General features: G+C 40.5%; 26 protein-coding genes. 19 read left to right on the top strand and 7 right to left on the bottom strand.

What is annotated here, in order from left to right; translation table 11 throughout:
* Window positions 1-135 precede the first annotated feature (135 nt).
* The 5 genes from NQ117_RS03480 to NQ117_RS03460 all read right to left on the bottom strand — a co-directional run bounded on the left by NQ117_RS03480 (window position 136) and on the right by NQ117_RS03460 (window position 6,210).
* Window positions 136-1,188, bottom strand: coding sequence for a lytic polysaccharide monooxygenase (locus NQ117_RS03480; protein ID WP_258276612.1), 1,053 nt, complete (start codon window positions 1,186-1,188; stop codon window positions 136-138).
* Window positions 1,189-1,608: 420 nt separating this feature from the next.
* Window positions 1,609-2,661, bottom strand: a complete 1,053-nt coding sequence (locus NQ117_RS03475; protein WP_258276611.1) for a lytic polysaccharide monooxygenase — start codon at window positions 2,659-2,661, stop codon at window positions 1,609-1,611.
* A gap of 509 nt (window positions 2,662-3,170) precedes the next feature.
* Window positions 3,171-3,650, bottom strand: a complete 480-nt coding sequence (locus NQ117_RS03470; protein WP_258276610.1) for a DinB family protein — start codon at window positions 3,648-3,650, stop codon at window positions 3,171-3,173.
* Between the two features lie 162 nt (window positions 3,651-3,812).
* Entirely contained in the window at window positions 3,813-4,862 is a 1,050-nt protein-coding gene (locus NQ117_RS03465; RefSeq protein WP_258276609.1) for a lytic polysaccharide monooxygenase, read from the bottom strand.
* Window positions 4,863-5,622: 760 nt separating this feature from the next.
* Window positions 5,623-6,210, bottom strand: a complete 588-nt coding sequence (locus NQ117_RS03460; RefSeq protein ID WP_258276608.1) for a DJ-1/PfpI family protein — start codon at window positions 6,208-6,210, stop codon at window positions 5,623-5,625.
* 137 nt (window positions 6,211-6,347) lie between these two features.
* Here NQ117_RS03460 and NQ117_RS03455 point away from each other — a divergent pair, with 137 nt between their 5' ends.
* The 7 genes from NQ117_RS03455 to NQ117_RS03425 all read left to right on the top strand — a co-directional run bounded on the left by NQ117_RS03455 (window position 6,348) and on the right by NQ117_RS03425 (window position 15,246).
* Window positions 6,348-6,806 (top strand): Lrp/AsnC family transcriptional regulator, encoded by a 459-nt coding sequence (locus NQ117_RS03455; protein ID WP_258276607.1) that lies wholly within the window; start codon window positions 6,348-6,350, stop codon window positions 6,804-6,806.
* A gap of 207 nt (window positions 6,807-7,013) precedes the next feature.
* Window positions 7,014-7,610 carry a YqaA family protein gene (locus NQ117_RS03450; protein ID WP_258276606.1) on the top strand — a complete coding sequence of 199 codons (597 nt, stop codon included), beginning with the start codon at window positions 7,014-7,016 and terminating at the stop codon, window positions 7,608-7,610.
* A 186-nt stretch (window positions 7,611-7,796) separates the two neighbouring features.
* Entirely contained in the window at window positions 7,797-8,069 is a 273-nt protein-coding gene (locus tag NQ117_RS03445) for a response regulator transcription factor (RefSeq protein ID WP_258278159.1), read from the top strand.
* The gene (locus NQ117_RS03440) at window positions 8,044-10,200 is read left to right on the top strand and encodes a peptidase domain-containing ABC transporter (RefSeq protein WP_258276605.1); all 2,157 of its coding nucleotides are present in this window, start codon (window positions 8,044-8,046) and stop codon (window positions 10,198-10,200) included. The genes NQ117_RS03445 and NQ117_RS03440 overlap by 26 nt, the downstream gene beginning before the upstream one ends.
* 225 nt (window positions 10,201-10,425) lie before the next feature.
* Entirely contained in the window at window positions 10,426-13,647 is a 3,222-nt protein-coding gene (locus NQ117_RS03435; RefSeq protein ID WP_258276604.1) for a type 2 lanthipeptide synthetase LanM family protein, read from the top strand.
* 92 nt (window positions 13,648-13,739) lie between these two features.
* Window positions 13,740-13,910, top strand: a complete 171-nt coding sequence (locus NQ117_RS03430; protein ID WP_258276603.1) for a mersacidin family lantibiotic — start codon at window positions 13,740-13,742, stop codon at window positions 13,908-13,910.
* A 406-nt stretch (window positions 13,911-14,316) separates the two neighbouring features.
* Window positions 14,317-15,246 carry a tyrosine-type recombinase/integrase gene (locus NQ117_RS03425; RefSeq protein WP_258276602.1) on the top strand — a complete coding sequence of 310 codons (930 nt, stop codon included), beginning with the start codon at window positions 14,317-14,319 and terminating at the stop codon, window positions 15,244-15,246.
* A gap of 152 nt (window positions 15,247-15,398) precedes the next feature.
* On the opposite strand, the gene map is transcribed toward NQ117_RS03425, so the two are convergent.
* Window positions 15,399-16,145, bottom strand: coding sequence for a type I methionyl aminopeptidase (map, locus tag NQ117_RS03420; RefSeq protein WP_258276601.1), 747 nt, complete (start codon window positions 16,143-16,145; stop codon window positions 15,399-15,401).
* A 156-nt stretch (window positions 16,146-16,301) separates the two neighbouring features.
* On the opposite strand from map, the gene NQ117_RS03415 reads away from it, so the two are divergent.
* The 8 genes from NQ117_RS03415 (at window position 16,302) to NQ117_RS03380 (ending at window position 22,720) form a co-directional block, all read left to right on the top strand.
* A complete protein-coding gene (locus NQ117_RS03415; protein ID WP_258276600.1) occupies window positions 16,302-16,715 on the top strand; it encodes a CidA/LrgA family protein in 414 nt (137 codons plus the stop codon).
* Window positions 16,712-17,404 carry an LrgB family protein gene (locus NQ117_RS03410; RefSeq protein ID WP_258276599.1) on the top strand — a complete coding sequence of 231 codons (693 nt, stop codon included), beginning with the start codon at window positions 16,712-16,714 and terminating at the stop codon, window positions 17,402-17,404. The genes NQ117_RS03415 and NQ117_RS03410 overlap by 4 nt, the downstream gene beginning before the upstream one ends.
* A 120-nt stretch (window positions 17,405-17,524) precedes the next feature.
* Window positions 17,525-17,722: a hypothetical protein gene (locus NQ117_RS03405; RefSeq protein WP_375163016.1), complete on the top strand. Its 198-nt coding sequence runs from the start codon at window positions 17,525-17,527 to the stop codon at window positions 17,720-17,722.
* A 418-nt stretch (window positions 17,723-18,140) separates the two neighbouring features.
* Entirely contained in the window at window positions 18,141-18,413 is a 273-nt protein-coding gene (locus tag NQ117_RS03400; RefSeq protein ID WP_258276598.1) for a hypothetical protein, read from the top strand.
* A gap of 219 nt (window positions 18,414-18,632) precedes the next feature.
* The gene (locus NQ117_RS03395; RefSeq protein WP_258276597.1) at window positions 18,633-18,797 is read left to right on the top strand and encodes a hypothetical protein; all 165 of its coding nucleotides are present in this window, start codon (window positions 18,633-18,635) and stop codon (window positions 18,795-18,797) included.
* 363 nt (window positions 18,798-19,160) lie between these two features.
* Entirely contained in the window at window positions 19,161-20,999 is a 1,839-nt protein-coding gene (locus NQ117_RS03390) for a stalk domain-containing protein (protein ID WP_258276596.1), read from the top strand.
* A 372-nt stretch (window positions 21,000-21,371) separates the two neighbouring features.
* Entirely contained in the window at window positions 21,372-21,782 is a 411-nt protein-coding gene (locus NQ117_RS03385; protein ID WP_258276595.1) for a thiol-disulfide oxidoreductase DCC family protein, read from the top strand.
* Window positions 21,783-21,967: 185 nt separating this feature from the next.
* Window positions 21,968-22,720: a hypothetical protein gene (locus NQ117_RS03380; RefSeq protein ID WP_258276594.1), complete on the top strand. Its 753-nt coding sequence runs from the start codon at window positions 21,968-21,970 to the stop codon at window positions 22,718-22,720.
* A gap of 168 nt (window positions 22,721-22,888) precedes the next feature.
* Here NQ117_RS03380 and NQ117_RS03375 read toward each other — a convergent pair whose 3' ends face one another.
* Window positions 22,889-23,809 carry an aldo/keto reductase gene (locus tag NQ117_RS03375; RefSeq protein ID WP_258276593.1) on the bottom strand — a complete coding sequence of 307 codons (921 nt, stop codon included), beginning with the start codon at window positions 23,807-23,809 and terminating at the stop codon, window positions 22,889-22,891.
* A 207-nt stretch (window positions 23,810-24,016) separates the two neighbouring features.
* Here NQ117_RS03375 and NQ117_RS03370 point away from each other — a divergent pair, with 207 nt between their 5' ends.
* The 4 genes from NQ117_RS03370 (at window position 24,017) to NQ117_RS03355 (ending at window position 26,588) form a co-directional block, all read left to right on the top strand.
* Window positions 24,017-24,727: an alpha/beta fold hydrolase gene (locus NQ117_RS03370; RefSeq protein ID WP_258276592.1), complete on the top strand. Its 711-nt coding sequence runs from the start codon at window positions 24,017-24,019 to the stop codon at window positions 24,725-24,727.
* Window positions 24,724-25,575, top strand: coding sequence for a DUF2785 domain-containing protein (locus tag NQ117_RS03365; RefSeq protein WP_258276591.1), 852 nt, complete (start codon window positions 24,724-24,726; stop codon window positions 25,573-25,575). Before NQ117_RS03370 ends, NQ117_RS03365 begins: the two co-directional genes overlap by 4 nt.
* Window positions 25,576-25,932: 357 nt before the next feature.
* On the top strand, window positions 25,933-26,274 hold the full coding sequence (locus tag NQ117_RS03360; RefSeq protein ID WP_258276590.1) for a DMT family transporter: 342 nt from the start codon (window positions 25,933-25,935) through the stop codon (window positions 26,272-26,274).
* Window positions 26,274-26,588: a DMT family transporter gene (locus tag NQ117_RS03355; RefSeq protein WP_258276589.1), complete on the top strand. Its 315-nt coding sequence runs from the start codon at window positions 26,274-26,276 to the stop codon at window positions 26,586-26,588. The genes NQ117_RS03360 and NQ117_RS03355 overlap by 1 nt, the downstream gene beginning before the upstream one ends.
* The last annotated feature ends 1 nt before the right edge of the window (window position 26,589 follow it).

The following is a 26,589-nucleotide window of genomic DNA, read 5'->3' as shown; positions in this document are numbered from 1 at the left end:
CCATTTATATAAATTTTTAGATTCATAGATTTGAACGTCTCATTAGTCTGTCAGTCGATTGGATAACGTAAACTAATAATAACAACCTTGCCCATAGAAAAGGGCAAGGTTGTTTGGCTATCCTATTAACTTAGATTATAGCTTTTTCCACACTGCAGCTGTACCAGGTGTTTCACCTTGTGTCCACCATTGTGCTTCATAAACAGAGCCGTTGTAAGATACTTTGCTGCCACCAAGATAGACTTGAGCTGCACTCCATGCTGGAGCAGTTGTACCGCCACCGTTAGTTAATGTTGTGAAAGAAGCGCCTGCCGAAGCAGCTGATTTGTTGCCGGAATTGTCTACTGCTTTAATTGTGTATGTGTAGGACGTATTAGCTTGCAAGCCTGTGTCTACGAATGAAGGTGAAGTAGGAGAGCCTACAAGTGTACCATTACGGAATACTTCATAATAGCTAATGCCAGCAGATGCATTGGAAGCAGACCAATTCAATGTGATGCTGTTAAGCGTTTGCACGATAGATGTGATGTTGCCAGGAACGGATGGAAGTTGTGGGCCAGAACCATTGTTAACTAGGTTAACGTCAATGACTTGGTAGAATGCATTTGTAGTATCATGAACATCCCATGTTCCAAGGATGAGGTGGTAGCCAGAGCGGTCAGTAGGGACGTTACATGTATGAGATACAGTTTTAGGTGGTTTTGCACCGCCATCTGTATAAGTACAGAATAGTTCAAGATCAGAACGTTTCAAAGGCTGGTTCGGATCCCAGTTAGGTTTCGTGATGTAATATTTCCAGTCAGTAGTAGCATGATTAGCAGTTAGGAACCATGTGAATGTGTTTGGACCGCCACTTAGTGTTGTTTTATCCCAACGCGTTGCTGTTTGCTCATTTAGCGCGCTATATGTACCTCTACCTGCGCTAGTAATTTGACCATCAGCAGGACCAGCTGCAGGGAAGCCTTTAGGACCTTCAAGATCATTTGGATTGTATTGTGCAGCTCCACAGTTAAGGTTAATAAGTTTATTACACTTTACGACACGGCTTTGTGGCGACTCAATGTAACCGTGTGCAGAAGCTTTCTCAGCAAACACAACAGAAATAAGAGCCAATAGCAGTGTCATTGCAAATGCTGCAAGGAAAGGGACGTTTTTAAAAGGATTTAACAATGTACGTGTTTGTAACATATTATGATTCCTCCTGACATGAATTTGGGATAAGTGCATTCAAAGCTTAATGTGCTTATTGAATTAACATCCTTTATAAGAGATGAAGCATAAGCATTGCATGAATGTTATCGGTTACAATTCTGTCTAGACACCTCCCTCACACAAGTAACTAACTGGTAAAGTTCACCTCCTCTCACAATGACTTTATTATAAATCATGGAAATAGAGTTGTGAACTCTTTGTTGTAAAAAATTTTATCTAAGAATAAATCTAATCTTTGTTTGATAGATGAGACGTAGTATTATTATAAGTATTCAAAAAAAGAGAAACCTATATGGCAAGTAGTTGTCCAATTTCCAATAGAATAGACTCATTTCAACATAAAATACCCTTGCCCGGAGAAAAAGGAGCAAGGGTATTTGTCATGTATTTTGCCTATCAGCTGATTTTTTTCCAAACTACAGCTGTACCAGGGGTTTCACCTCGTGTCCACCATTGAGCCTCGTAGTTAGCACCATTGTAAGAAACTTTGTTGCCTCCAAGGTATACTTGAGCCGCACTCCATGCTGGAGCAATCGTGCCTCCACCGTTATTTGTGGTGAACGTTACAGGAGAGGAAGAAGTTGATTTGTTAGCGGAATTGTCTACTGCTTTAATGGTGTATGTGTAAGATGTCCCAGCTTGCAAGCCTGTGTCTACAAAAGTTGATTGAGCAGGAGAGCCTACAAGTGCGCCATTGCGGAATACTTCATAGTAGCTGATGCCAGCAGATGCATGGGAAGCAGACCAGTTCAATGTAATGCTGTTAAGGGTTTGAACGATAGTAGTGATGTTGCCAGGAATGGACGGTAGCTGAGGACCAGAACCATCGTTAATCAAATTAACGTCGATGACCTGGTAGTAAGCGCTATTTGTATCATGTACATCCCATGTACCAAGGATGACATGATAACCGGAGCGATCAGTAGGAACGTCACATGTATGGGAAACTTTTTGAGATGGTCTAGCGCCGCCAGCCGTGTACGTACAGAACAATTCAAGATCAGAACGTTTCAACGGTTGATTCGAATCCCAATTCTTTTTTGTAATATAGTATTTCCAGTCCGTTGCTGCATGGGAAATAATTATATTCCATTTGAATGTGTTCTGTCCGCCATTCAGGGTTACTTTATCCCAACGAGTAGCCGATTGCTCGTTAAGTGCGTTGTAAAGATTCCTACCCGCACCAGCAATTTGTCCATCAGCTGGACCAGCTGCTGGAAATCCCTTTATCCCTTCAAGGTCGTGTGGAGCGAATTGTATGGCGCCGCAGTTAACGTTTGTCGTTAAGTTACATTTGTAGGAGCGGCTCTGCGGAAATTCAATGTAACCATGCGCTGAAGCTTGTTCAGCAAAAACGAGTGAAATGAGAGCCAACAGCAGTGTCATCGCGAATGCTGCAAAGAAAGGGATGTTTTTAAAAGGATGTAACAAAGCACGAGTGTTTATCATATTAATATTCCTCCTAACCTGGGTATCGTAAGCAAATTTCAAACTTGCTTATGTTGCTACCGCTCATCTTTGTTGCAGATGATGCTGAAGCGTGCAATAACTAGGTCAGTTGCTCCAAGACACCTCCTTCATCGCTAGAAGCCCCTGATAACGTTCACCTCCTTTCATGATGGTTTTGCGAAAGTTTTGCTCCATTCCATCAAACTATCTTTCCAATCACTTATATATTACACTTGTAATTGTAAACTTGATTTTTCTAGAAAACAATAAAGTTTATGTAAAAATAATATAAAGGTTTGCTAAAGGCATGAACGTGAGAGTGCTGCGTTACTTGGTAAATCGCGCACACCTTCAATCACATAAGGACTTTCTGAAGAAATGGATCTACACTATTTTAAGTGGGATTAAGTAGGAGTTTGAGGGGGAAGATGTATATGTCGTGAATTCTGATCTGCTTTCTAGTTGAATAAAAAAAGACTTTAACAAAGTTAAAGTCTTTTTCAAAACGATTAGTCCCATATTTTAGGGCGGTCAATTCCCATCGTTCTCATGTAATCTAACAACTGACCTGTGTGAACCGATTCGTGGTAAGCAATGCGTAATAGCATATCCCCAAGTGGTCTAATAAAACCACCTAAATCATAGAGGTCGATTTGTATTTTTTCTAAGTCATCTGTATGAATTGTTTTTACATATGCGAGGAATTTCTCCCGATAAGGCTGTGAAAATTCGAGTTCATCATCTACAGATATGAATGTTTTCGATGCAAAGGGGTTGTACAAATCGGAGAGTGACTTACCGCCTCTCCCTATAAGGACATGCTGATACAGAAACTCAGCTTGTAATAAATGTCTAATCATTTCAGCACAAGTAAGCGCTTCTTCATCAGGTTTCCAATGCAGCATTTCACGGGGGATAGCTTTCCATACTCTTATACTTCTACGTCTAACTTCTTCAAGGTTTAAAATGATTAAATCCAATGCATCCATGTAAACAACACTCCTTTACTCTTATTCGTAGACAATTACGCTACTATAGTTTAATAAACAAAAGTAACAGATATGCTTGTACATCTATAAAAGTTGAGTAGTCATAAAACAGCCTTGCTCCGTAAAAAAGGAGCAAGGCTGTGTCTGGTTAGAAATAGTTTATTAGAGTTGTTTCCAAACTGCTGCTACGCCCGGAGTTTCGCCTTGAGTCCACCAGCGAGCTTCATAAATAGCTCCGTTATAGCTTACTTTAGCGCCACCAAGATAAACTTGAGTCGTGCTCCATGCTGGAGCAGTTGTGCCACCACCATTATTCGTTGTGAATGAAGCAGGTGCGGAAGCAGCAGATTTATTACCAGAATTGTCTACAGCTTTAATTGTGTATGTGTAAGAAGTGTTAGCTTGCAAGCCAGTGTCTACAAATGAAGGTGAAGTAGGGGAACCTACAAGTGCACCATTGCGGAAAACTTCATAGTAGCTGATACCAGCAGATGCATTGGAAGCAGACCAGTTCAATGTGATGCTGTTAAGAGATTGAACAATAGAAGTGATGTTGCCAGGAACGGATGGTAATTGTGGGCCAGAACCGTTGTTAACTAGGTTAACGTCGATAACTTGGTAGAAGGCATTAGCTGTATCATGAACATCCCATGTTCCAAGGATGAGGTGGTAGCCAGAGCGGTCAGTAGGAACGTTGCAGGAATGGGAAACTTTTTGTGGTGGTTTAGCACCGCCATCGTAGTAAGAACAGAACAATTCAAGATCAGAACGTTTCAATGGTTGGCTAGGATCCCAGCCTGGTTTCGTGATGTAGTATTTCCAGTCTGTTGTAACATGGTTAGCAGTTAAGTGCCATGTGAATGTGTTAGGTCCGCCATTCAACGTAACTTTATCCCAACGAGTAGGGGATTGCTCATTTAGCGCAGCGTAAGAAGCTTTGCCAGCAGCAGCAATTTGACCGTCAGCAGGTCCAGCCGCTGGGAAACCTTTAAGGCCTTCTTGGTCGTGTGGATTGTATTGTGCTGCGCCGCAGTTAATGTTGGTCGTTAATTTACATTTGTAGGAACGGCTTTGTGGAGCTTCGATATAACCGTGAGCAGAAGCTTGTTGTGCGAAAACGAGAGAAACGATAGCGAGCAGCAATGTCATTGCGAATGCTGCAAGGAAAGGGACATTTTTGAAAGGATTTAACAAAGTACGTGTTTGTATCATATTATTATTCCTCCTAATAGGGTTTTGTGATAATTGGATTAGATTCAGAGCAGTTATTGCTATCAACTCTCTTGCAAGAGGAAGCAATCATGCTATGAACGTTATCGTTATTTGCTAGTGTGCACACCTCCATATATGTTAGTAGCGGACTATGTTCATACTCACCCCCCTTCATAAGTGATCTTATTATAGATCAAAGAAATAGAGTTGTGAACTCTTATTTATAAAAAATTTTATCTGATAATAAATTTAATCTGAAAAAGATGTAGTTTACTAGTTCATATTTAGTAAAGTGTGACTAAGCCCTCAATAAACAACCTTGCCCTTGGAAAAAGAGCAAGGTTGTTTGTGTGTTGTCTTACGTATTAAATAATTTTCTTCCAAACTCAAGCTACGCATAGTGTTTCACAAATCGGTTAACATGTATGGAAATCTTAGCGTAGTCTCAGTAGTGAGGTGATGGAAACAGTTTGTCTGACAGTAAGATAGAATGGGTGATTATGATGAATGATACGGATGCGATTCAGTTGTGTTGATCAATGAAAGTAAAGACGTCTGTTATCGTCATATCGTGGAGTATATCGTAGATTGTGAAGGTGTGAAATCAATTAATCAGCTACTATTAGTATCAGTGTACACAACTATATCCCAAATTCAAATAGACCACGAGTCCTTATATTTTTAAAGAAAGATCACAAATAGAGCAGATAAAAGGAGCTTATACTACTATCTTTTCAGTAATATAAGCCCTATTTTTGTTTCAATTATTAAACCCCATTAATTCTTTAATACGTTTAGTATTTTCTACTGAAGTTAATGATTCAAGTAGTAGAAACGCAACATCGAAGCCAGTAGCTGGATTCGATGAAGTGATAATATGACCGTCTTGAACGATAGGTGAGTTCTGTACATTTGCACCGAATGATTTTAATTGATCTATTCTATGGCTTGATGGATGACTGTAGGTTGTAGCCCGTCTATTTTGCAAGATTCCGCTTTTACCTAAGGTTAGAGATGCTACGCAAATACAGGCGATTGGTTTTTGGTTAGCATCAAAATGTCGAATCACATCAAGAAACCTTTCATCATAGGCGTCATCATAAAAACCAGCCTCCTCAAACCCGCCAGGAATTGCTAGTGCATCAAAATGCTCAAGATCGATTTCACTAACTACTTGTTCAGCTATAATCGTAAAGTTCCAAGTACTCTTTATTTGCTTGCGTAAGCCGACTGTGATCAATTCTGTAGATTCATCGCCTTCCCACTTATTCCAACCAAACACATCAGTAAACACACTTGCCTCTACAGCTTCAAAGCCATCCGCCAACAATAATAATACTTTTTTCATCTCATCGCCTCCTATGCCTTTAGTTTAGATAATAACAACCGCTTAACACATGGGTTGAATACGGTTAATGTTTCGTGTAACTTTACTTACAGTGGTTATTACCTTAAAATGCTTTATAAAGAAAGGCAGGGATAGATTTGGACAAAATAGATGAGAAAATACTAGAAGAGCTGCAGAAAAACGCTAAAATTTCGATGAAAGAGTTGGCGGAGATTGTTCATTTATCATCACCTGCTGTTATTGAGCGAGTAAGGAAGCTTGAAGATAATCATACCATTGAAGGGTACCACGCAAGTGTGTCCTTGAAAAAATTAGATCGCAACATCATGGCGCTCATTTTGTTTGAATCAAAAGATTGTAAAGCGCTGTCTCATTTTTGCAACAATCATCCTGATGTAATGGAATGCTATCGCGTAGCGGGAGAAATAAGTTATATTGCAAAAGTGGCTACGCATTCTGTGGAAAGTTTAGAGCGATTTATTGATGAAGCTATGAAATACGGAACACCATCAACGAATATTGTACTGTCATCCCATGAAAAAAAAGTAAGAAGCCAATATAAAGTTGAAAATCTTAAAGTAGTCGAAGAGATTTAAACGTCATATCTATGGTAAGATAAAAGTTATGAGGATTTCTTTCAGGAAATTTTAATAATTAATTCAGATTTTCTTCGGCGTTTGTTCATTTTCGTTGATTATGATAAAGCGGGAAGTAATAGTGATGACCGAGTAGATGGAATTACGGAAACAATTAATCAACGAATATATTGAATAGACACAACAAATGAGGAGCGGAACAACTGAATGGTAGATTCTATATTGAACTTTCTAAAAGATTTTGGGATATGGGGTATGATGTTTCATTCTTTTATTGATGCTATTATTTTCCCGATACCAGCTTTCTTTACTCAAATATCTTTAAGTATGGTTGACCCTTCCAATGCGTTATGGTTGGCTACTGTTGGATTTATCGGATGTTTATTGGGCTCGCCAATTGGATACTGGATTGGGAAAGTGGCAGGGCGATCATTTTTGAACAAAATACTCAAAAAAGAGTGGGTCGATTCCGCATCTGAAATGTTTAATAAACATGGAGAAGCTGCTATTTTTCTAGGATCCTTTACACCCATTCCCTTTAAAATCTTTACCATTCTTTCAGGTAGTACGAACTTTCCCTTGTGGAAATTGATGGGCTATGCAGCAATCGGACGAGCAGCTAAGTTTTATATTGTAGGGATACTGTTTTATATTTATGGTTCATTAGCTGAAAATGTAATTAATGAATATTTTACACTTATCAGTTTCGTACTCTTCCTTGTTATTGCATTGGTCTGGTTCCTATTTCGTAAGTTTCGCGCTAAAAAGAAAGCTCAAATTAACGTTAGCAGTGAGACGAAGTAAGGCGTTAAGATATAATCAGAATTAAAAAGGGATTTGCATATTAGTCATGACTAGTATGCAAATCCCTTTTTCTTATTCCATAAAACGGAGGTGTTTACGGAAAAATTGCAACACTCATTACCATAGAACTTAACTGCATGTAAAACATAGCCAGCAATCATTTTCCAATTGATAGGAGGTGATATGATGAGTGTATGTCTTACTCAGAAGGAGAAAGAAGTAGCGATTCTGATAGCGAAAGGATTAAAAGATGTAGAGATTTCTAAGAAACTGTTTGTCAGTCGTAGAAGAGTGGGAGAGATTATTGCTTCCATAAAGGGAAAATGTCAAATATCTTCCAGAGTTCAAATAGGAATTCTCGCTTATCACTTTGGTTGGTTAGACAAACTGGATTTTAATCAAAGTAATCATTCCGAAGGGGAACATGATTCATATGAGAAAGAAAATCCCGTTTATTGAACAAATGGAACACAGCGAGTGCGGCTTAGCTTGCCTTGCCATGGTCTTGGGTTACCACGATTACCATGTTACGCTGACTGAATTGCGCAATCAGTTTGGATCTTCTAAAAAAGGCTCGTCACTTTATCATTTAATTGAAATCGGAAAACAATTTCACATGATAGGAAAGGCGTACAAAGCAGAAGTTCATCAATTGCCCGAATTGTCGATGCCTTACATCGTGTTCTGGGAATTCAAACATTATGTGGTCGTGGAACGAATGGATAAGAAAACGGTTACCATTCTAGATCCTTCCAGTAGTAGAAGAAGCATCTCTAAAGAGGAATTCCAAACCTCTTACTCCGGTTACGTATTAACCTTCAAACCAGATGATACATTTACCTCCCAACCGAAGAAGCGAAGGATAAATCTTTTGCTAATCCACATTTTAAAGCAGCGAAAACTTCTGACTTATCTTCTCCTTGCTTCTCTCTTGCTTCAAGGAGTCGGATTAGTTACTCCTAAATTGACACAGTGGCTGACAGATCAGGTTATTTTAAAGGAAGATAGCTCACAATGGAGCGTCATAGGCTATTCGATTCTTGGACTCTACTTATTTCATCAGCTATTTTCACTGCTTAGGGGCTACCTCATTGCGAAGCTGCAAACCTCCATGGATATATCACTGATGTCCACCTTTATCTCGAAGCTATTTCATTTGAATTTTTCGTTTTTTGAGAGCAGGACGAGCGGTGATCTTATTTTTCGAGCAAATTCAAATATAATAATCAGACAAATCCTGTCTTCCCGCGTGCTCTCGATCATCATCGATCTAATACTTGTTGTCGGCTATGCTGTTATAATGTTCTCTCTCCATTGGAAACTTGCATTGATGGTCTTGCTCTTGTGTATGGTCGTGGCTGGTACGCTGCTCTTAAGCAGCCATCTGTTGCGAAAGTTGTCTGATCGACACGTTTCGGCTCAAACGAAAACACAAAGTTATTTGACGGAAAGCATTTATGGCATTTGTGATATCAAGGTGTTAGGGGCAGAGAAAAAGGTATTTGAACATTGGCGTAATTTATTTACCTCCCAGTTGGAAGTGTCGCAGAAGCAAAGCGTGTATACATCCATACTGGATACGTTCAGCTCTGGAATCCAACTCAGCACCCCACTAATTTTATTATGGGTAGGTTCGGCCTATGTATTGCAAGGGACTTTTACATTAGGAGAACTCCTTGGATTTAGTGCTTTAGCTGTCTCTTTTATGATTCCTATTTTTTCTATTGTGATGACATACTCGCAATTTCTCGTATTAGGTTCCTATACGCAGCGATTGCAGGATGTGATGGAGAGTAAGTCGGAGGAGCAGGGTGGAAGAACACTGGATGATTTTAAGGGATCGATAGAATTGGAAGACGTATCTTTTACGTATGATACTTTTGGTCCTAACAATGTAGCTGCTGTTTCCTTGCATATCAAGTCTGGAGAGAAGGTGGCGATCGTCGGCGAGTCCGGTTCCGGAAAAAGTACGCTGGCCAAGCTGATTCTTGGACTGTATGTTCCGACAGAGGGAAGGATCAAGTTTGATGGGATTTCGATAGAAGAGCTAGACTTGAACGCTGTACGCAGACAAATTGGTACAATCCTGCAGGAGACGCGGTTGTCCCATGGTACTGTGTTGGACAATATCAAACTATTTAACGACAATATTTTTGTAGAAAATACCATTCGGGCCGCTCAATTAGCTGATATTCATGAAGATATTCTCAAGCAGCCCCTTGGGTACAATACGATGATTTCTGAGGGAGGCATCAACTTTTCGGGTGGTCAAAGGCAAAGGCTCCTTCTGGCTCGTGCCTTGGTGAACCAACCGAAATTGATAGTCCTCGATGAAGCTACCTCTGCTTTGGATACGCTTTCAGAATCGCGTGTTCAAGAGAATTTGCAGCAATTAAAATGCACACAAGTGATTATTGCCCATCGTCTGAGTACTGTTGTTCATGCGGATCGGATTGTTGTCATGAAAGAGGGGCAGATTGCAGAAATGGGTCATCATCAGGAACTACTGGAGAGGGAGGGGTTGTACTATCAGTTATACAAGAACCAAATGCAGAGTCAACAGGCGGAAATGGCGAAATTACATCTATAAAAATGCAAGATTGCGAAGTATGAAATAAATTTATCACTTGGTACTATGAAAGTGTAATTAAAAAATCCCAAAACGAGGTGTTGGACAAATACCAATAATAGTCACACCATAGTGCTATGTCTTATAGCACTATGTTTTTTTAGTAACAGGGACTTCTTCATACTTGAATGTTCTTTGCAAAGATTCTAACGTATTCATTCCATTGTCCAAGCGAGGTGTAGATCATTGACTATTGCGAGTGAGATGAATTCAAAAAAACTATCAGATGATCTCTATAGATCGTTGACTATAAAAGAAAGATTAGCGTTTATACAGGACATAGAACAACTTGCTATAGCTCAAGATGACCTAGAACAACATATACAACAATGGAAAGAAGCTTCTCTCTTAAACGACCGCACATGGCAAGAGCGTCTGCAAGTGGAGGACATGGAGGCAAATGACTTTGCCAAATTAATCGAGTTGGCTAAAAATGACGAGTGGATTCATACCTATCATTTGAAAGATAAAGATAAGCCAGATTGGATGGAATGGCTGGATGAGGCCTTATTGCTGAATCGGGCGGAGCCTTGGTTAGAAGGGGACAAACTACTCATTAGTCTTGCCTACCGACCATTTACGTTATGGGCAAAAAAGAAATGCGCGGAATTTATTCAGCAACATCCACTATTACTGGAGAGAGTAGATACTGAGCAATTATTACCGTCTCTCCTCCATCACCTTGTAGCGGGATTAAACCAAATGGGTGCAAGAAGCATTGTGCTTGAAATGTATATCAGTAAACAGATGAATGAATTAGAAGGGGAGACCCCTGAGGCACGCTATGAATATTTTGTGAAAAGCAAACTGCTTGATCCAGACTCATTAGAATTTATCTACAAGGAATATCCTGTTTTAACTCGTCTGCTCATGATTCGCACCTCCTATTTTATTCAGTCCATTTTTGAAGCGCTAGAACGGTTTTCTGCTGACTGGGAAAATATACAAAGCATGTTCCATCTAGAAGGCGAGAAGTTGATCTCGATTTCGACCGGATCGGGAGATTCTCATCAAAAAGGGCGCACCGTCATGCGTTTTATCTTCGCTTCGAATAAGGTCGTCTTCTATAAACCAAAAGACCTTTCTATCGCTCGTCATTTTTTTGGATTTTTGGATTGGATGAATGAAAAAGGGTTTACTCCTACTCTTTCCAGCCATCTAATTCTGTACGGGAAAGAACACGCATGGGAAGAATGCGTTGAACATAGCCATTGCCAGACAGAACAAGAAGCGGAGCACTACTATAAGCGGCTGGGTAGTCTGCTCGCTGTTTTGTACGCGCTCAATGGAGCTGATTTCCACTACGAAAATATGATTGCAGATGGGGAACACCCTAGATTAATAGATTTGGAAACGATTTTCCACCATAGTCCGGAATTGAAGATAGAAGAAACGGCTGATACTAAAGCAAAGTATAGGATTATTAACTCCGTGATCGGTACATCACTGCTACCGCGTTTATATTTCCAGGGTGCGGATGGTCGCGGCATCGACCTTAGTGGGATCAACACCAATGCAACCAATAAGCAGGTACTGCCGAATCCTGTTCTGCGAATTGAAAATGACGGCACGGATGAGATGCGTTTTGTCCGCAAAAAGGCTATGTTAGAGGTGAGTTCTCAGAACACTCCTCATTTAAACGGAAAACGGATATTGGCTCACGATTACGTGGATGCCATCATCCAAGGCTTTAGGGAAGCGATTCAGATTATCTATGATAACAAAGAAGAGCTGACAGCTGGAAATAGCCCATTGACCAGATTTAAGAATGATCCGATTCGAGTTGTGATTCGCGCGACTAATTATTACGGAAATTTTGTCATAGAGACGAATCATCCTGACTATATGAGAGATATGATTGAGCGCGAAAAGCTGTTGGACCGCTTATGGTTTACAATTCTGGATTCACGCCATATACGTTACGAAAAACAAGACTTGTGGGGAGGAGATATCCCGTTTTTTACAACTACACCGGGGAGCACGGATCTCATCGCCAGTTCAGGTGAAAGGATACCCGAGTATTTTTCCCAATCCAGTTACGAGAAAGTCATGTTTCGAATCAAAAGCCTGACTGCGGAAGTGATCGAACAACAAATCTCATGGATCGAAGGATCGATAGCGAGTAATGCAGAGATACATAGTCCTCTATGCCAAGTTTATGAGAATGTGGCTGAGGTATTAGATGTATCTCCCGAAGATCGAGCTGATCTGTTCCTCAAAGAATCGAAAAACATTGGATATCGTTTGATGGAACAAGCCATCCGGGGTAGTAAAGATGATGCCACGTGGATAGGACTGGAAACCAATTATCATGGCCAGTGGCAGGTGTCTGCTCTGAATCATGGCTTGTACAACGGGCTTAGCGGCATCGCCTTGTTTTTTGCTTATTTGGATCACGTGACGAAGGATACAGAGTTCGTGGGCATTGTAAATGAAACAATGGAATCTATTCTTAAAGCCCCTCCTCATGCCGATGCATTATCTAGTTCGTATTTCGGGAAATCCTCTATTTTGCACACATTAATCCATCTTGTGGCCATATACGGAGAAAATGACAGATGGATGTCTTATATGAGGCAATCCCTAGAACATATGGGTAATCAAGTCGAGAACGATCAGTATTACAACTTGTTCGGAGGAAGTGCCGGTGTTATTCAGGTACTGCTTAACCTTTACGAACAATTTGAATGGGAAGAAGCGCTTCAACTCGCCTCTAAGTTTGGCGATCATTTAGTAAACAACAAGATACTTACCGCTTCCGGAACAAGTTGGATGGCTGCAAATAACGTGAAACAAGCTCCGTTAGTTGGGTTGTCTCACGGCGTAAGTGGGATCGCCTGGTCACTATTCCGCCTGCATCGTGTCACCTCCAACCAAGCATACCTAGACACTGGACTTGATGCACTTTGCTACGATCGTTCTCTTTTTGATGATTTAAAGGAAAACGGAATAGATTTAAGAAGTAGATCCAGTGAAGAAGGGCAAAGCTCTGCTTCTTGGGGACATGGAGCGTTTGGGTTCGGATTAAGTCGCATCCTTTATCGATCCTATGTGGATGATCCTGTGTTTCAACAAGAAATTGAGATGGCTGTAATGGCAACGGCTCGTTCAGGAATGGGATACAATCATTCTCTTTCTCAAGGTGATCTGGGAAATGCAGAGTTGTTCTACTTAGCGGGTATGTCCTTACAGCGTCCGGAATGGGTGGAAAGAGCTAATCAGATTGGAATGAACGTTCTCCAAGAGAAAAAGCAGCTTGGGAAATATCGTTCAGGCGCCGCAAGGCATATTGAGGTACCAGGTTTATTTACCGGACTTTCAGGGATAGGGTATCAATACTTGAGATTGGCTTCACCTAATCTGGTCCCGTCAGTATTAACGTTGGAAAAACCGTTTGCATCTGTATGATGTAAAAAAATGCAAGTTTGCGAAGTGTGAAATAGATTCGTCGCTTGGTAATATAAACATGTAATTAAAAAACTAAAAATGAGGTGTTGTACATGAACCGTGATCAAATCCTTGCTTCCCTTCATGAAAACAATCCTGCAGGTTCCAAACTGGTTGAATTATCTAAAGAAGAATTGGAGCGTGTCTACGGTGGAGCAGATATGAATATTATGTCGACTCCAGCTTGCACTATTGTAATTACAATCACCATAACCTCACTGTAGGGTAGTCTGCTTCAAACCTATGAATATCAATAATGAGTCAAGCCATAGTGCTATGTCTGATTAGCACTATGGCTTTTTCAATAGTAGGAACTTATACGTTTATAGAAAGACTCTAACGTGTTCATTCATTCTATTTTCTAAATGAGATGGGCTTCTCCTAATCTGATTCCGTCCGTTTAAAAATATGGATATTCCGAGTCCTCTTATTTAAGTAAAAAATGGATATAATTTGGTCTTTTAAACGTGTATAACGCCTCATAAAACAAATGATTTGCGTCTATAAACCAAAACTGCGTATAATAATGATTATATGCAGTTATTTTCATGCGTGTTTACGTTGATATAGTAGGGAAAACAGCTTAACTCGGATAGGGATGAAGAGAGTTATAGCAGGAAGGAGAAAAGTATGGAGAGTTGGACAAGAGCAGAGTTAGCGGAACATTATGCCGAAGAAATTGAAGCTTTTCGTTTGTGGATGTCGAATGCAGGTTATACCATTTACACCGAGCGTAATTATATCGGGGACTTGTATAGTTTCTTGCGCAGCCTTCAAGGTAAGCGTGTGCAGGATGCGAAGAAGCTGCAAATCGTATCTTATTTATCACAAGTAAAAGCCGCAGGGGTTAGTGATTCGACGCGCAATCGCAAGCACTGCGCACTTGTCAGCTTCTACCGGGCGTTAAATGAATTTGACTTGGCAGAAACAAATCCAGCGCTTCAGGTGAAGAAGTCGAAGACAGAAATGAATCGAGCGCCTGTTTATTTGGAACCGCAAGAGCTGCGAAGTGTCGTGCAGCTAACTGATGGGAAGTACCGTGAGAGAAATATGGCTGTGTTGATGTTGATGGCATATGCAGGTTTGCGGGTTAGTGAAGTTCATCGGTTGAACTTGTCTGATTATCGAGCCGATCGAGGCTACATCGAAGTATTCGGGAAGGGGAGAAAGTGGCGAACGGTACCTCTGCCAGCGCCAGTTATTCAACAACTGAACAAAGCTTTGCAAGAGCGTAAGCAACCACGACGTGCTGGAGAAGATGCGATATTTGTATCTCAACAGGGAAGACGACTATCGATCCGTAACATTCAGCTGATTGCGGAGCAAACCTTTGCACGTTTCCAACAAGACAATGGGCAAGCAACTACGATGCGCAAACGCTCTTATTCCTGCCACAAGCTGCGGCATTCTTTTGCTACGATGCTCGTGCGCAGCGGGACAGATATTCGAACCGTTCAGGAAATGCTCGGGCATTCATCGATTCAGACGACGACGGTGTATACGCATGTTAGTGATAAGCAGAAAGAGGAAGCGGCACAGAAGTTGTCGATGTGGATGTAGGTGTAGCGACTGTACATAAAAAGTCCCCTTATTGAAGTGACTGTGCTAATGCGGGTGTTGGCTGTTCACCACTACATTGCCTTCATCATTCAGGTAAGGGGACATATTTTTATTTAGCGGTATTACAATTCATTAGCTTGCTTAGATATTGATTAGACAACCGTTAAGATGATTGGTTCGTCCTTCGTGATGATAATCGTATGTTCAAATTGGGCAACAAAACTTTGGTCAGGCACTTTGAGTGTCCAACCATCAGCTTGCTGTAGTACAATGTCCGCTTCCGTTGATAGGAAGGGTTCAATTGTGAGTACCAATCCTTCCTTTAATGTGCGTTTATCTCCCTTTTCATAGTAAGGCAATATTTGCTGAGGATACTCATGAAGCGCTTTGCCAATACCATGGCTGCACAAATTGTTGATAACGGCATAGCCGCGATCCTTCGCTTCTTGCTGAATGGTTTTGCCGATTTCGTTCAGACGCACGCCATGCTTGAGTTGGGAGATGACTTTCATCATCGTCTCGTAAGTATCATCGCATAGCTGTGTAAGCTTGGAATCGTGAGGTTCAACTTGAAAAGATTGACCTGCATCTGCGAAATAGCCATCCAACTGTGCGGAAACATCAATATTGACAAGGTCTCCTGGTTTGATAACATAGTCGCCTGGTATGCCATGTGCAACCTCTTGGTTGACGCTAATACAAGTATAGCCTGGGAAGTCATAGGTTACTTTAGGTGCTGACAATGCCCCATGTTCTTCAAGTACACGGGCACCGATCTCATCCAATTCACGCGTTGTCACACCAGCACGAGTATGCTTTCTCATTTCTTGAATCGTCAGCGCGACGATGTGGCCTATCTTTTTCAAACTTGTGATTTCTTGCTCTGTCTTAACAATCATTGTGATTCTCCTCTTTCATCTATATAGTCATTCATAAATAGCGTGATAATCGTGAAATAAGTTACATGGTAATCTCCTTATCGTAGTATAATAACAATGTTGTAAATTGCACAAGTTCAACACAAGTTCAATACATAACATGAAAGGTGATGGAGTATGTACGGCCTGCTCGGATTTATCATCTTAGCTGCATTTCATCTTGTAGGGGTATGGCTTCAGCATGTTGGATATATTCCTTTGCCCGGCAATGTAATAGGCTTACTATTATTCATATTTGCCCTATATATGCGTTGGGTCCGCTTAGAATGGGTAGAGCAAGCTGCCCATTTTCTATTGAAGCATATGCTGCTGTTTTTTATTCCGTATGTAGTAGGCATCATCGCATTTACACCACTGCTAGGTGAACACTGGTTTAGCATTTTAGCTGGCATCGGCGGCAGTACGACAGCAGTCTTACTTGTTACTGCGTGGTCTGCACGTCGCTGGAAATCACAACCGTCAATCGATGTTGAACAGGTTCAAGGGCCTGCTTCCTCTCCAATGGAGAAGAGAGAGGAGGGAATGCTATGACATTTAGTGAACTACTTCTTATTATAACAGGTATTGCTGCTACAATCGGTGCTTATTTATTGGCACGTTACGTACAAGCGCGTTTTCCTTGGATTCATCCCATTTTAATTAGTGCAGGACTGTTGATTGCCATCATTGTTGCAGCGGACATTCCATTAGAAGCTTACTCAGCTGGAGGAGAATGGCTATCTATGCTGCTTGGACCAGCGACTGTGGCACTAGGCGTCCCTATATACAAGCATCGGGAACAGATTGCGAAACAATTCAAACCAATAATGATTTCGATTATATGCGGTTCTGTTATCGGTATAGTCAGTGTAGCGCTTATTTTGTGGCTGCTCACGGATGTACAAGAGATTATCCTCAGTATGCTGCCAAAGTCCGTCAGTTCTCCAATATCTATTGAGATTTCTAAGGTGCTGAACGGTATACCAGAACTTGCGGCTGTGTTTAGTGTATGCACTGGGTTATTCGGCAGTGTATTTGGCATTACAATACTACAAAAGTTCGGCTTCCAGGATGATATGTCGATCGGACTCGCAATGGGAACGGCAGCTCACGGCATCGGGACGGCAAGATGTCTTGCTAATTCTGAAGAACAGGGTTCTTTTAGTGGTCTGGCCATGGGATTAGCAGGTGTCATTACGTCTATTTTATTCGTTCCCATCTATATGTGGTTGATACCTTAACAACGAATGTGCTTTCCTTTAAAAGGGGGAGCACATTTCTTGATTCAATATTGTGATTTAATTCACATATAAAATTCAACATTCATGGTATAGTGAAATCAATCCAGAAGAGGAGTGATAATGATGAGAACATTCACAACTTTTGACTATAAAGAGCAGAACGTAACACGTAACTTCCTTCAATTATGCTACATGTGTGATGACAAACATCTTTGCGCTACCGAAGAAACTTGCCGCGCTTGCTGGACAGAGCAAGGAGTTCTTAAAGAAGAAGGGCAGCAAGAAACACAGAAACTGATGAATGCTTATTATGCTTAATGCGAGAAATAAAAGGCATGGATTTTCAAGTGAAAACATTCACTTTATACATTTGACTAGAAAAGTTTTAGTACTAACTAGGGAAGTTAGTTATGGGCTGAAGGTTGCGTCGGTAGAGATGCTAATCGTCAGCTCTTTTTGCTGGGTGTAGTTAAACATACATCAAACATTTAGTTTACATAATAATTATTACGTTATCTAATAATGAATTTCATCCGGTTACAAGTTAAGAAAAAACCTATTTAAGTGCTGGCAATACAGAGTCTAATAATAAAATGGAAAAAAGTTGAGACTTGTCAATTCCTTATGCTGTAAATAGAATGGATCATTATAAAAGAATGAGAACCTGTTCAAATTAACAGAGGATCAATAACAATATTGAGTATACCGATGTATATCCTGAAGAGGATGATTTTGAATGAAATTTAGTTGTCCTATATGTGGATATGATGGATTAAGAGAAGCAGCATATGATGAAGATAACAGCCCATCTTACCAAATTTGTGGATGTTGTGGAGTTGAATATGGTGTAGATGATGAAGAAGAAGGGTTTAATGCAGAAGAATATCGAAATGCATGGATAAAGAAGGGGATGCCATGGTACTTTTCTGGTTACAAACCTTTAAATTGGGATTGTAATGCTCAATTGAGGAAAGTTAACTTTAAGACTTTAATAGGCGATAAACTGTAACCCGTAAGATAGACACTTTAAGAAAGTGACTCTTACGGGTTTTTGTTAGTCATAGTATTGATAAATAGATGAGGATTAAGAACGTTGTTTTATTTGATTGATTAAGCACGTGAATATGGAGAATAATAGAGTTTAATTGCATAAAAATAGCAAGTTGATTAAAGGAATCATGTGTTTCAATTGTAATTAAACGGAAAATATATTGGGAGCGGTGAGAAAATGGGCACTCCAACAACTGAACATATAATTTATAAATTAAAAATGATTTTAGATGGAAAGTTAGAAAGAGAAGAAGTTTCGGATTGGGCATCGGAGTATGTAATGCAGGACCAACCTAATATTACGGATGAAAAATTGTGGGAATTACTTTGTATCTGGTATTGATATAAAAATTAGTCATGAAGAGTATCTTCATGTTAATCAAGATCTTGAAAACTGGATTGAGAAGTTTGAATAAAATCGGCTCTATAAAAGAACAACTCCTTGCTTATGTACCCGTCAAATAGAGATTAAAAAAATATTTATTGATTACTAGTGAATATATGCTGCACTCCTAATAAATACTTTGAAGATGTCCTTCAACAATATCAACTATTCATTTCATTATGTTAACATAATAATAATTATGTATATAATATATGTTTTAACACTGAATCTAACATTTTAATCCTCTCTGTTTCCCAACATGTGGTATGATAAAGGGTGGTTCTATTTTCCTAGATTATAAGATATTACGGAGGGGTTAACTTGAGAAGAAAGTCTTGGCTGGCAAGCTTGGTGACCATCATCATGTTATGTACGTTCGCGTTAGACAGTCGTGTGGCAGCTGCCAATCCGTCGCAATCAGCGTCGATTATCGTACATGAGAACAATGTATTGGAGTGGAACAAGCGCTTTACCTTTTTAATAGGCAATGATTCTTACATATCGAAGGATAAAATGCTGTATGTAACCCACCATATCGCAAATGAAGCTATACCGATGAGATTAACGTATGATGTTAGTTCGAAAACATTAATGCAAGACCTGGAGAACCAACAGCTAGAGATGATAGTAGGCAGCAAGACTATTTCGCTTAACGGTAAGTCGATATCTGTAAAACATCCTGTCATAAGTCACAAAGGAAATGTATACGTATCGATGGAGATACTTGAGAAGATCGTAAATGCGAAGACCAAATATGTGAGCCATACTTCGTCATTTGTTACTGACAAAATTGCTATCGATAACAGCATGAAGCAAACAATGAAGCAAAGAGAGAGCAACCTTAATAAAGCAACCCGTGAATATGAGGCTTCGCTGGAAAAATTGCAGGCAGCGATTGATGAAAACCGCTACGACATCGCAGGAGAGTTAAGACATGGCTTCAAGCAGACGACAGTATGGGGAACCGCAACCTCACGCAGCAGCCGTCGCGAAGGTCATTTAAGCGACAGTAACAACATCGTCATCACAAATCCTGATAAAAGCAATATGACAGGGGATCGCTATTATGGTGAGCATTATTTTATTAAGAAGGGCACGGGATATGGTCTTTATAATCAAAAAGTAGGGATATTCTACTTCGGACCTCCTTCTAAAGCGATTCAGAACAACATTGCGGCGCGTAAGAAAGTAGTTGCGAAGGCTGAGGCAAATGTACGCGCGCGTCAGAAAGAACTCAAAAATTCTGCTGACCACTGGGTAAGCTCTATCCTAAAGCACTACAATGCTAAGGGTGGGACCAAAAAGCCAGAAGTGCTTGCACAAATGGTGATGCATTTTGACCAGTTACATCATTCGACAGGCATGAACATATTTAAAGCAAATAAAGATAAGTGGAACAAACAGTTGCTGCAAACGAGCCAATACAACTATTGGTTACTTGATTATGTTCTCGAACAAGAGGATAAAGGCAAGTTCAACAAACGATTCAACTATTTGTTATCTAAAAATAAAGCAGCAGCACTTACTACCATTTATACGCCAGAAGATTTTGCAGCAGCCGCTCAAAAATTATATGAGGTTAAAATGTATCCTGAAGCATTGTCTGCGGCAAGCATTGCGAAAGCCAACGGGGTGGATACGGAAAAGCTGATCTATAAAATTCATGGTGTGTGGATCGATCCATATGAGAAAGTATGGCATGACCTCAAAGAGGGAGGCTATGAAGAATTCCTAGAAGGTGAAAAACAGAGAGAATTAGAAGCGAAGCAACAACAAGAAGCAGAGAAACGACTGCAAGACGAGAAAGAGAAAGAACATACTGCTCTAGAAAAGTGGAAGTCGGACTATCATGTGCTGCTTACGAAATTCAATAATGAATTCCACTCGAAATATGGGAATCTGGAATATGTGAATGGGCTGAGCAGTGATCAGCGTAGAGCGTTATCCCAGGATATTGTTGCATACTATAAGCTACCCTTGTTTGATCTAGAGGCAGGTTTAAAAGTGTTTAAACATGTGGAATTAGATGCTGTAAAAGAAAATATCGGAAATATGAAGTCGGCGATAGAACAATTGAGCACGTTGGGTGACGAAGAACGCACTCGAATTGCCGCTGCACATCTTGATCTCGCTATGTTTACAGCAGGTTTGATTGAGTAAAAGAAACTTTTATATGTAAGACGCTAACGATATATTCTAATTTTCTATTTGATGCATGCAGTGCTAGAGACCTGTCTATCTACAGATAGGTCTCTTTTTGTTTATGCGCAAGAATATAAGCAAGCCGTTGTTAAGAATGAAGTGATAAAAAGTAGATGACTGTCAATTTTTTATACTGTAAATAGCTAGTCGATATCGAGCGATGAAAGTTAACATTTCCTGATGCGGGTAGTGCATAAGATATGGTAAGTGATAAAGTAAGTATAGCAACATGTTTACATAATAAATTATATGTAACTATGTATCTGGTTAACCTCATATCGTTATTATATTGTGCTCAGGCTGATCTTTAATAAGAAAGGGGTAGTCCTTATGAATACCAATCGCACGGAGAAGCTGGAAGTATGGTATGACAGTTGGTGTCCTTTGTGCCAACAAATTCATAAGCGACTGTTAAAGCTGGATTGGTTCAAATCCCTTCAGTTTGTATCGATACGTGAGCCGGAGCTTATAGTCGCGTTAGAGCAGTATGGTGTAAGCATGGAGCAGATAGAGAAGGAGCTGCATGTTAAATGGGTTGCATCGAACTCCGTTCAATCGGGAATTTATGCGGTTGCATCCATTGCTAAGTTGGTGCCTCCATTATGGCCGTTGTACCCAGTGCTTGCGTTGCTGGCTAGGACAGCAGTTGGGAAAAAGCTTTATGGTTGGATTGCCGGAGGCAGAATGATTATCCCAGTAGGGCACTGCACAGATGGCCTGTGTCCGTTGAACAAGAAATAGCTATTGTCGTATAATGAAACGTATTGATTCACTCTCTATGTTCGTCCTGTTGAAGCTATTGGATCGACTTGTGTATGCATATATGCAGAATTTTGTAGAAATATGTCATGATTACCTTCCCAATAATGGGAGATATATGTTACATTTGACTACACGAGCGATTTTAGAACAGGAAGGGGCAAACGATGGAGGTTATTGAACGATACTTGGAGCGGTTATCTCAGCGGCTGGGTTCCTCAGAAGAGTCTTCTTCGCTCATACTGAGAACAAAGAAACAGCTATATACGTTATCCCGTGACTATACCATTCGCGGTTACAGTGTAGAAGAGAGTGCTGCTAAAGCCGTTGAAATGATACAATGTGACCCTATTCTTCGAGAGCGAACGAGCAAACGGACTCCGTTATGGGCATTGATTATGACGTTTATTGGATTTAACATCGTACTGTTTCTTGTGTTTCACGGTCATTTTGGATTGACTTCTTATCTACTGCCGCTCATCAGTGCTGTGTCAATACCATGGGTTGTGTTGCTATTGATGTTAACTGGCTGGTCTTGCTTATTAACAGTCGTCGCGCATAGTTTGCGTAAGCATCATGCCTATGCTGCGCTCTTTAGCAGTGCGATTATTGCATATATCAGCTTTTTGTTTTCTTTATATCTCATTGTTGTTATTAATATTATCATGAGCGTGTATTTGTTACGAAAATATCGTACATGGCAGCCTGCAGCTATCGCTATTATTATGCAAGCAACACATGATCTGACGGTTCGCTTATTTCTATGGGTGAATCTTGAAACCAATCAATTCATTCCTATTCCTGACCTCTCCCTACAATATATCCTCCAATATTCTTTCCTTGTATGGATCGTCCCAATTTTTCTTCTACTTATACTTCATGCCGTGTATAAGAGATACATCCCGGCTCATGCTGAATGATTTCTTTTCTTCTCTGTTTGAGGTAGTACGAGCAATGCTTGAAACAGAGCTGAGCACGTGCATAGAAAAAGAGGGAATTATATACGAACAGGATTTTCTCCACATGGTAAAAGTGAGCGACCTAAAGTAGACCGGTTCCATGGAACCGGTCTATTCGTGTATCTCATACTATTTATTAATAACTAATGGATGATCCGCATCCAGCAAGGTAGCAGCTTGAGCGTTGCTGCGAACTTGGGCTTCATCTTTGCAGCCTGGGATAACAGAAGCGACAGCAGGGTGACGAAGACACCAAGCCAACGCCCATTGTGCCATTGGAACATCCGCCGGAACTTCATTTTGTTGGATGAACTCAACCTGTTTTAGTGTTTCGTCTAGTTCAATTCCTTCATTGCGTTTTCTTACATCGTTGTCAGCAAACGTTACTCCCGGTTTGTACTTTCCGCTTAAGAAACCACTCGCAAGTGGGACACGTGCAAGCACACCAAGATCATCTGCCTCAGACGCAGGGAATACCTCTTGTTCTGGTTGACGCTCTAGGCGGTTGTAAACAATTTGAATCGTGCTGGCACCAACGGAACGGGCACGTGTCGTTTGATGCATGCTGTTGCTCTTGTTTAAAGAGATGCCAAGGTGTCTAATTTTCCCTGCGTCAACTTGCTTGCTCAGCATTGTCCAAAGATCATCTTGATCAAAGGCTTCATCGCTTCCAGAATGGAATTGATATAGATCAATGTAGTCTGTCTTTAACGCGAGAAGTGATTTGTCCAACTGTGTTAGCACATGTTCCGCATCGAATCGATCTGTCCGATTCAAATGAGAGTGGAATTGATGACCGAACTTCGTTGCAACGACCCAGTCTTCACGTTTATCATGAGCTAAAAAGTTTCCGATTAGGGACTCGGACAAATGATCTCCATAACATTCAGCCGTATCAATAAAATTAATGCCTTCTTCTTTTGCTGTATGTAATACTCGATCTGCCTCGTCTTGGGTATACGCATGGCCCCATTCACCACCAAATTGCCAAGTACCGATTCCAATAGCAGATACATTAAGTTCTGTTCTACCTAGTCTGCGATATTGCATTGCTACACATCCTTTCTATTTCTAAAGCGTAACTCTTGATGTCATTCTTGCTAATATTCATGTTACCACATGTTTGGCAGGAGTTATACTTTCGTTAACTGTCGATTGTAAGGCCAATCATTGGAAAGTAAATCAAGGGCAGTTATGGAATGTAATCAACAGAAATAAGTTAGGGATAAATTGACAATTTTATTGAAGTACAGCAAAATGATAGAGATGGTTGTTATCGGTAGAACAAGAAGATATCAAGCGGGACTAGGCGATAGCTGCGAAACGTGGAGTGAAATTCAAGACCGTATATCTCAGGAAACTTCGACCTTCTCTTATGATAGAGCAGGATTGGGCAGAAGTCAGCCTGCTGCAGGCCCAAGGACATGTCTTGAACTAACGGAGGAGCTATCTCGGCTATTAGTTGAGCTTCGTGTCGAACCACCATACATACTGGTAGGACATTCATTTGGAGGTTTAGTTGCTAGATTGTACGCAAGCCTCCATCCACAACTTATTGCTGGCATCGTTCTCGTAGATGCTGCACCAGCGTATAAAGAGCTTGCTTATGAGAAAGTACTGCCTGAAAAGATGATTCAAGGAAATCGAGAATATTACGAAAATCCATTGTTGAACAGCGAGAAGATCGATAAGGTACAGAGTTATAAGCAAATCGTAGAGCATTGCTGCTTACATGATATCCCTCTTTCTATTATTACAAGAGGCTTGCCGGATATCGGTGAGGGTGATTGGCCTAATCAAGCAATACTAGAGATCGAACAGAAGCTGCAACAAGATGTGCGGCATCTATCAACATCAGAAGCAAATACATTTCGCATTGCAGCTCACAGCGGGCACTATATTCATCATAATGAACCACATATTGTTATAGACGAAATCTTAATCTTGTTAAAGGGGATGGAAAAGTGAACGACATTAGAGCGAAATTTATGCTAGATCTACAACGAATCGAGAAGGAGCAATATCAGCTGCGCGAAGGGGAGCAGCTTCAAGATTTCATTCCACTCATGCTGAAATACATTGGGGATCCAGATCCTGAATTGCGCGACAATCTGATCTATCCGACATTTTATACTTGGATTCATGAGAAGAATAAGCTTTCCGAAGCAGAACTGCGCAGTCTTTTAGCGGTGCTGCTAAATGAAGAGCACTTATTCTACGCAATTGGAAGCCAGAATGATCAATCCGTATTTACAAGGACGTTCACTGCGCTTGCTATCGTATTAATTGTGCGTCGACATAGACAACAGCCATTTCTAGATCTCACAGAATTCCAGCATCTAAAGGATGAAATCCTTCGTTATTACAAGGAGGAGAAAGATCTTCGCGGATACTTAGAAGATGGCGGTTGGGCTCACAGTGCTGCCCATGGTGCAGATATGTTAGTTGAACTTGTCCAATGTTCGGAAAGCGATGCAGCTGTACAAGTTGAGGTGCTTGCTGCGATACAATCCATGTTGTATAACGGGATACATATCTTTAATGAAGAAGAAGACGAGCGAATTGCAACCATTGTTGATGTCATAATTGAGAAAGAATTTATTCCACTACAGGACGTGGTGCATTGGATAAATGGTTTAGCGCAATGCGTCGACTTGCCAAGAAGCCGTCAACAAGTAATTGCCCGCGTAAATAGCAAAAATGTTTTGCGCTGTCTCTATTTTAGAAGAGATCAAGTTAGTCGGAGTGAGGTACTACTTACTGCTATGATAAGCACGGAACAAAAGTTGAACAAATTCGCGGAAAGTAAGAAGTAAACAATTAAAGTAGATAAAGTGTTAGGCACAACGTCCCTCAGATAAGGGGCGTTTTTTTACGTCCATAACATTAACATATTTTTTATTATGTAAACTTAAATGCGTTAATTATATGAAGACACATAATATACACAGGGGCGTTGTACGATGATGACTGTTGTTACACGCTCTAAACGAATTCATTATCCATTGATACAAGAAGGATTAGAACGTAAATCGGGCCAGAAGAACATAGCTTACGGACACAAATGTAAAGAACTTGAAAAAATCCTGTTGCATTTTTCCAATAAATTCATATACTCAGTATATAGATACTCAGTATATAGTTCTAATCGTTCAGATGGGTGGGGTGTGAGAGTGAGTAACAAAAAAAGTTTATCTACAAACCTTGCATGGCTTTACGTACTGATAGCGGGAGCATTAGAGATCGTGTGGGCCTCAGGCTTCAAGTACGAATCAGTCCCCATGTTCGCAGTTATAATCTCCTTAATCATCAGCTTTGATCTCATTATTAAAGCGACCTCCGTACTTCCTGTTGGTACGGTATACGCTGTTTTTGCTGGTATTGGTACAGTTGGCACAGTGGTGGTAGAGGCAGTTGCTTCTAACGGGATTAGCTTTGCTAGAGTTGGCATTATTTTATTCCTTCTGTTATGTATTGTCGGGCTCAAAGTAACGAGTAAAGGAAGTGAAGGATAATGCCGTGGATGTATTTAATTATAGCGGGATGCTTCGAAGTAATTGGAATTATCGGAATAAAGAAGACTGCTGAGAAAGACAACTTTATGAATAATGTCATTCTTATTGGCGGATTTTTAATAAGTTTTGCTTTTTTGTTAGAGGCAATGAAGACGATTCCGCTATCGACTGCCTATGCGGTATGGACTGGAATTGGAACGGTAGGCGGAGCGATTGTAGGCATGCTTCTGTTTAAAGAACCGCGAAATTTGTTACGAATGTTATTTATATTTGGAATTATCGGGGCTGTTGTCGCGCTTAAGCTGCTGGGTTAGA

Origin of the sequence: Paenibacillus sp. SC116 (genome assembly GCF_024733555.1) — a bacterium.
Lineage (GTDB): Bacteria > Bacillota > Bacilli > Paenibacillales > Paenibacillaceae > Paenibacillus_B.
Note: the sequence above shows the minus strand (reverse complement) of the source record. Positions and strands in the feature narration are given on the sequence as shown.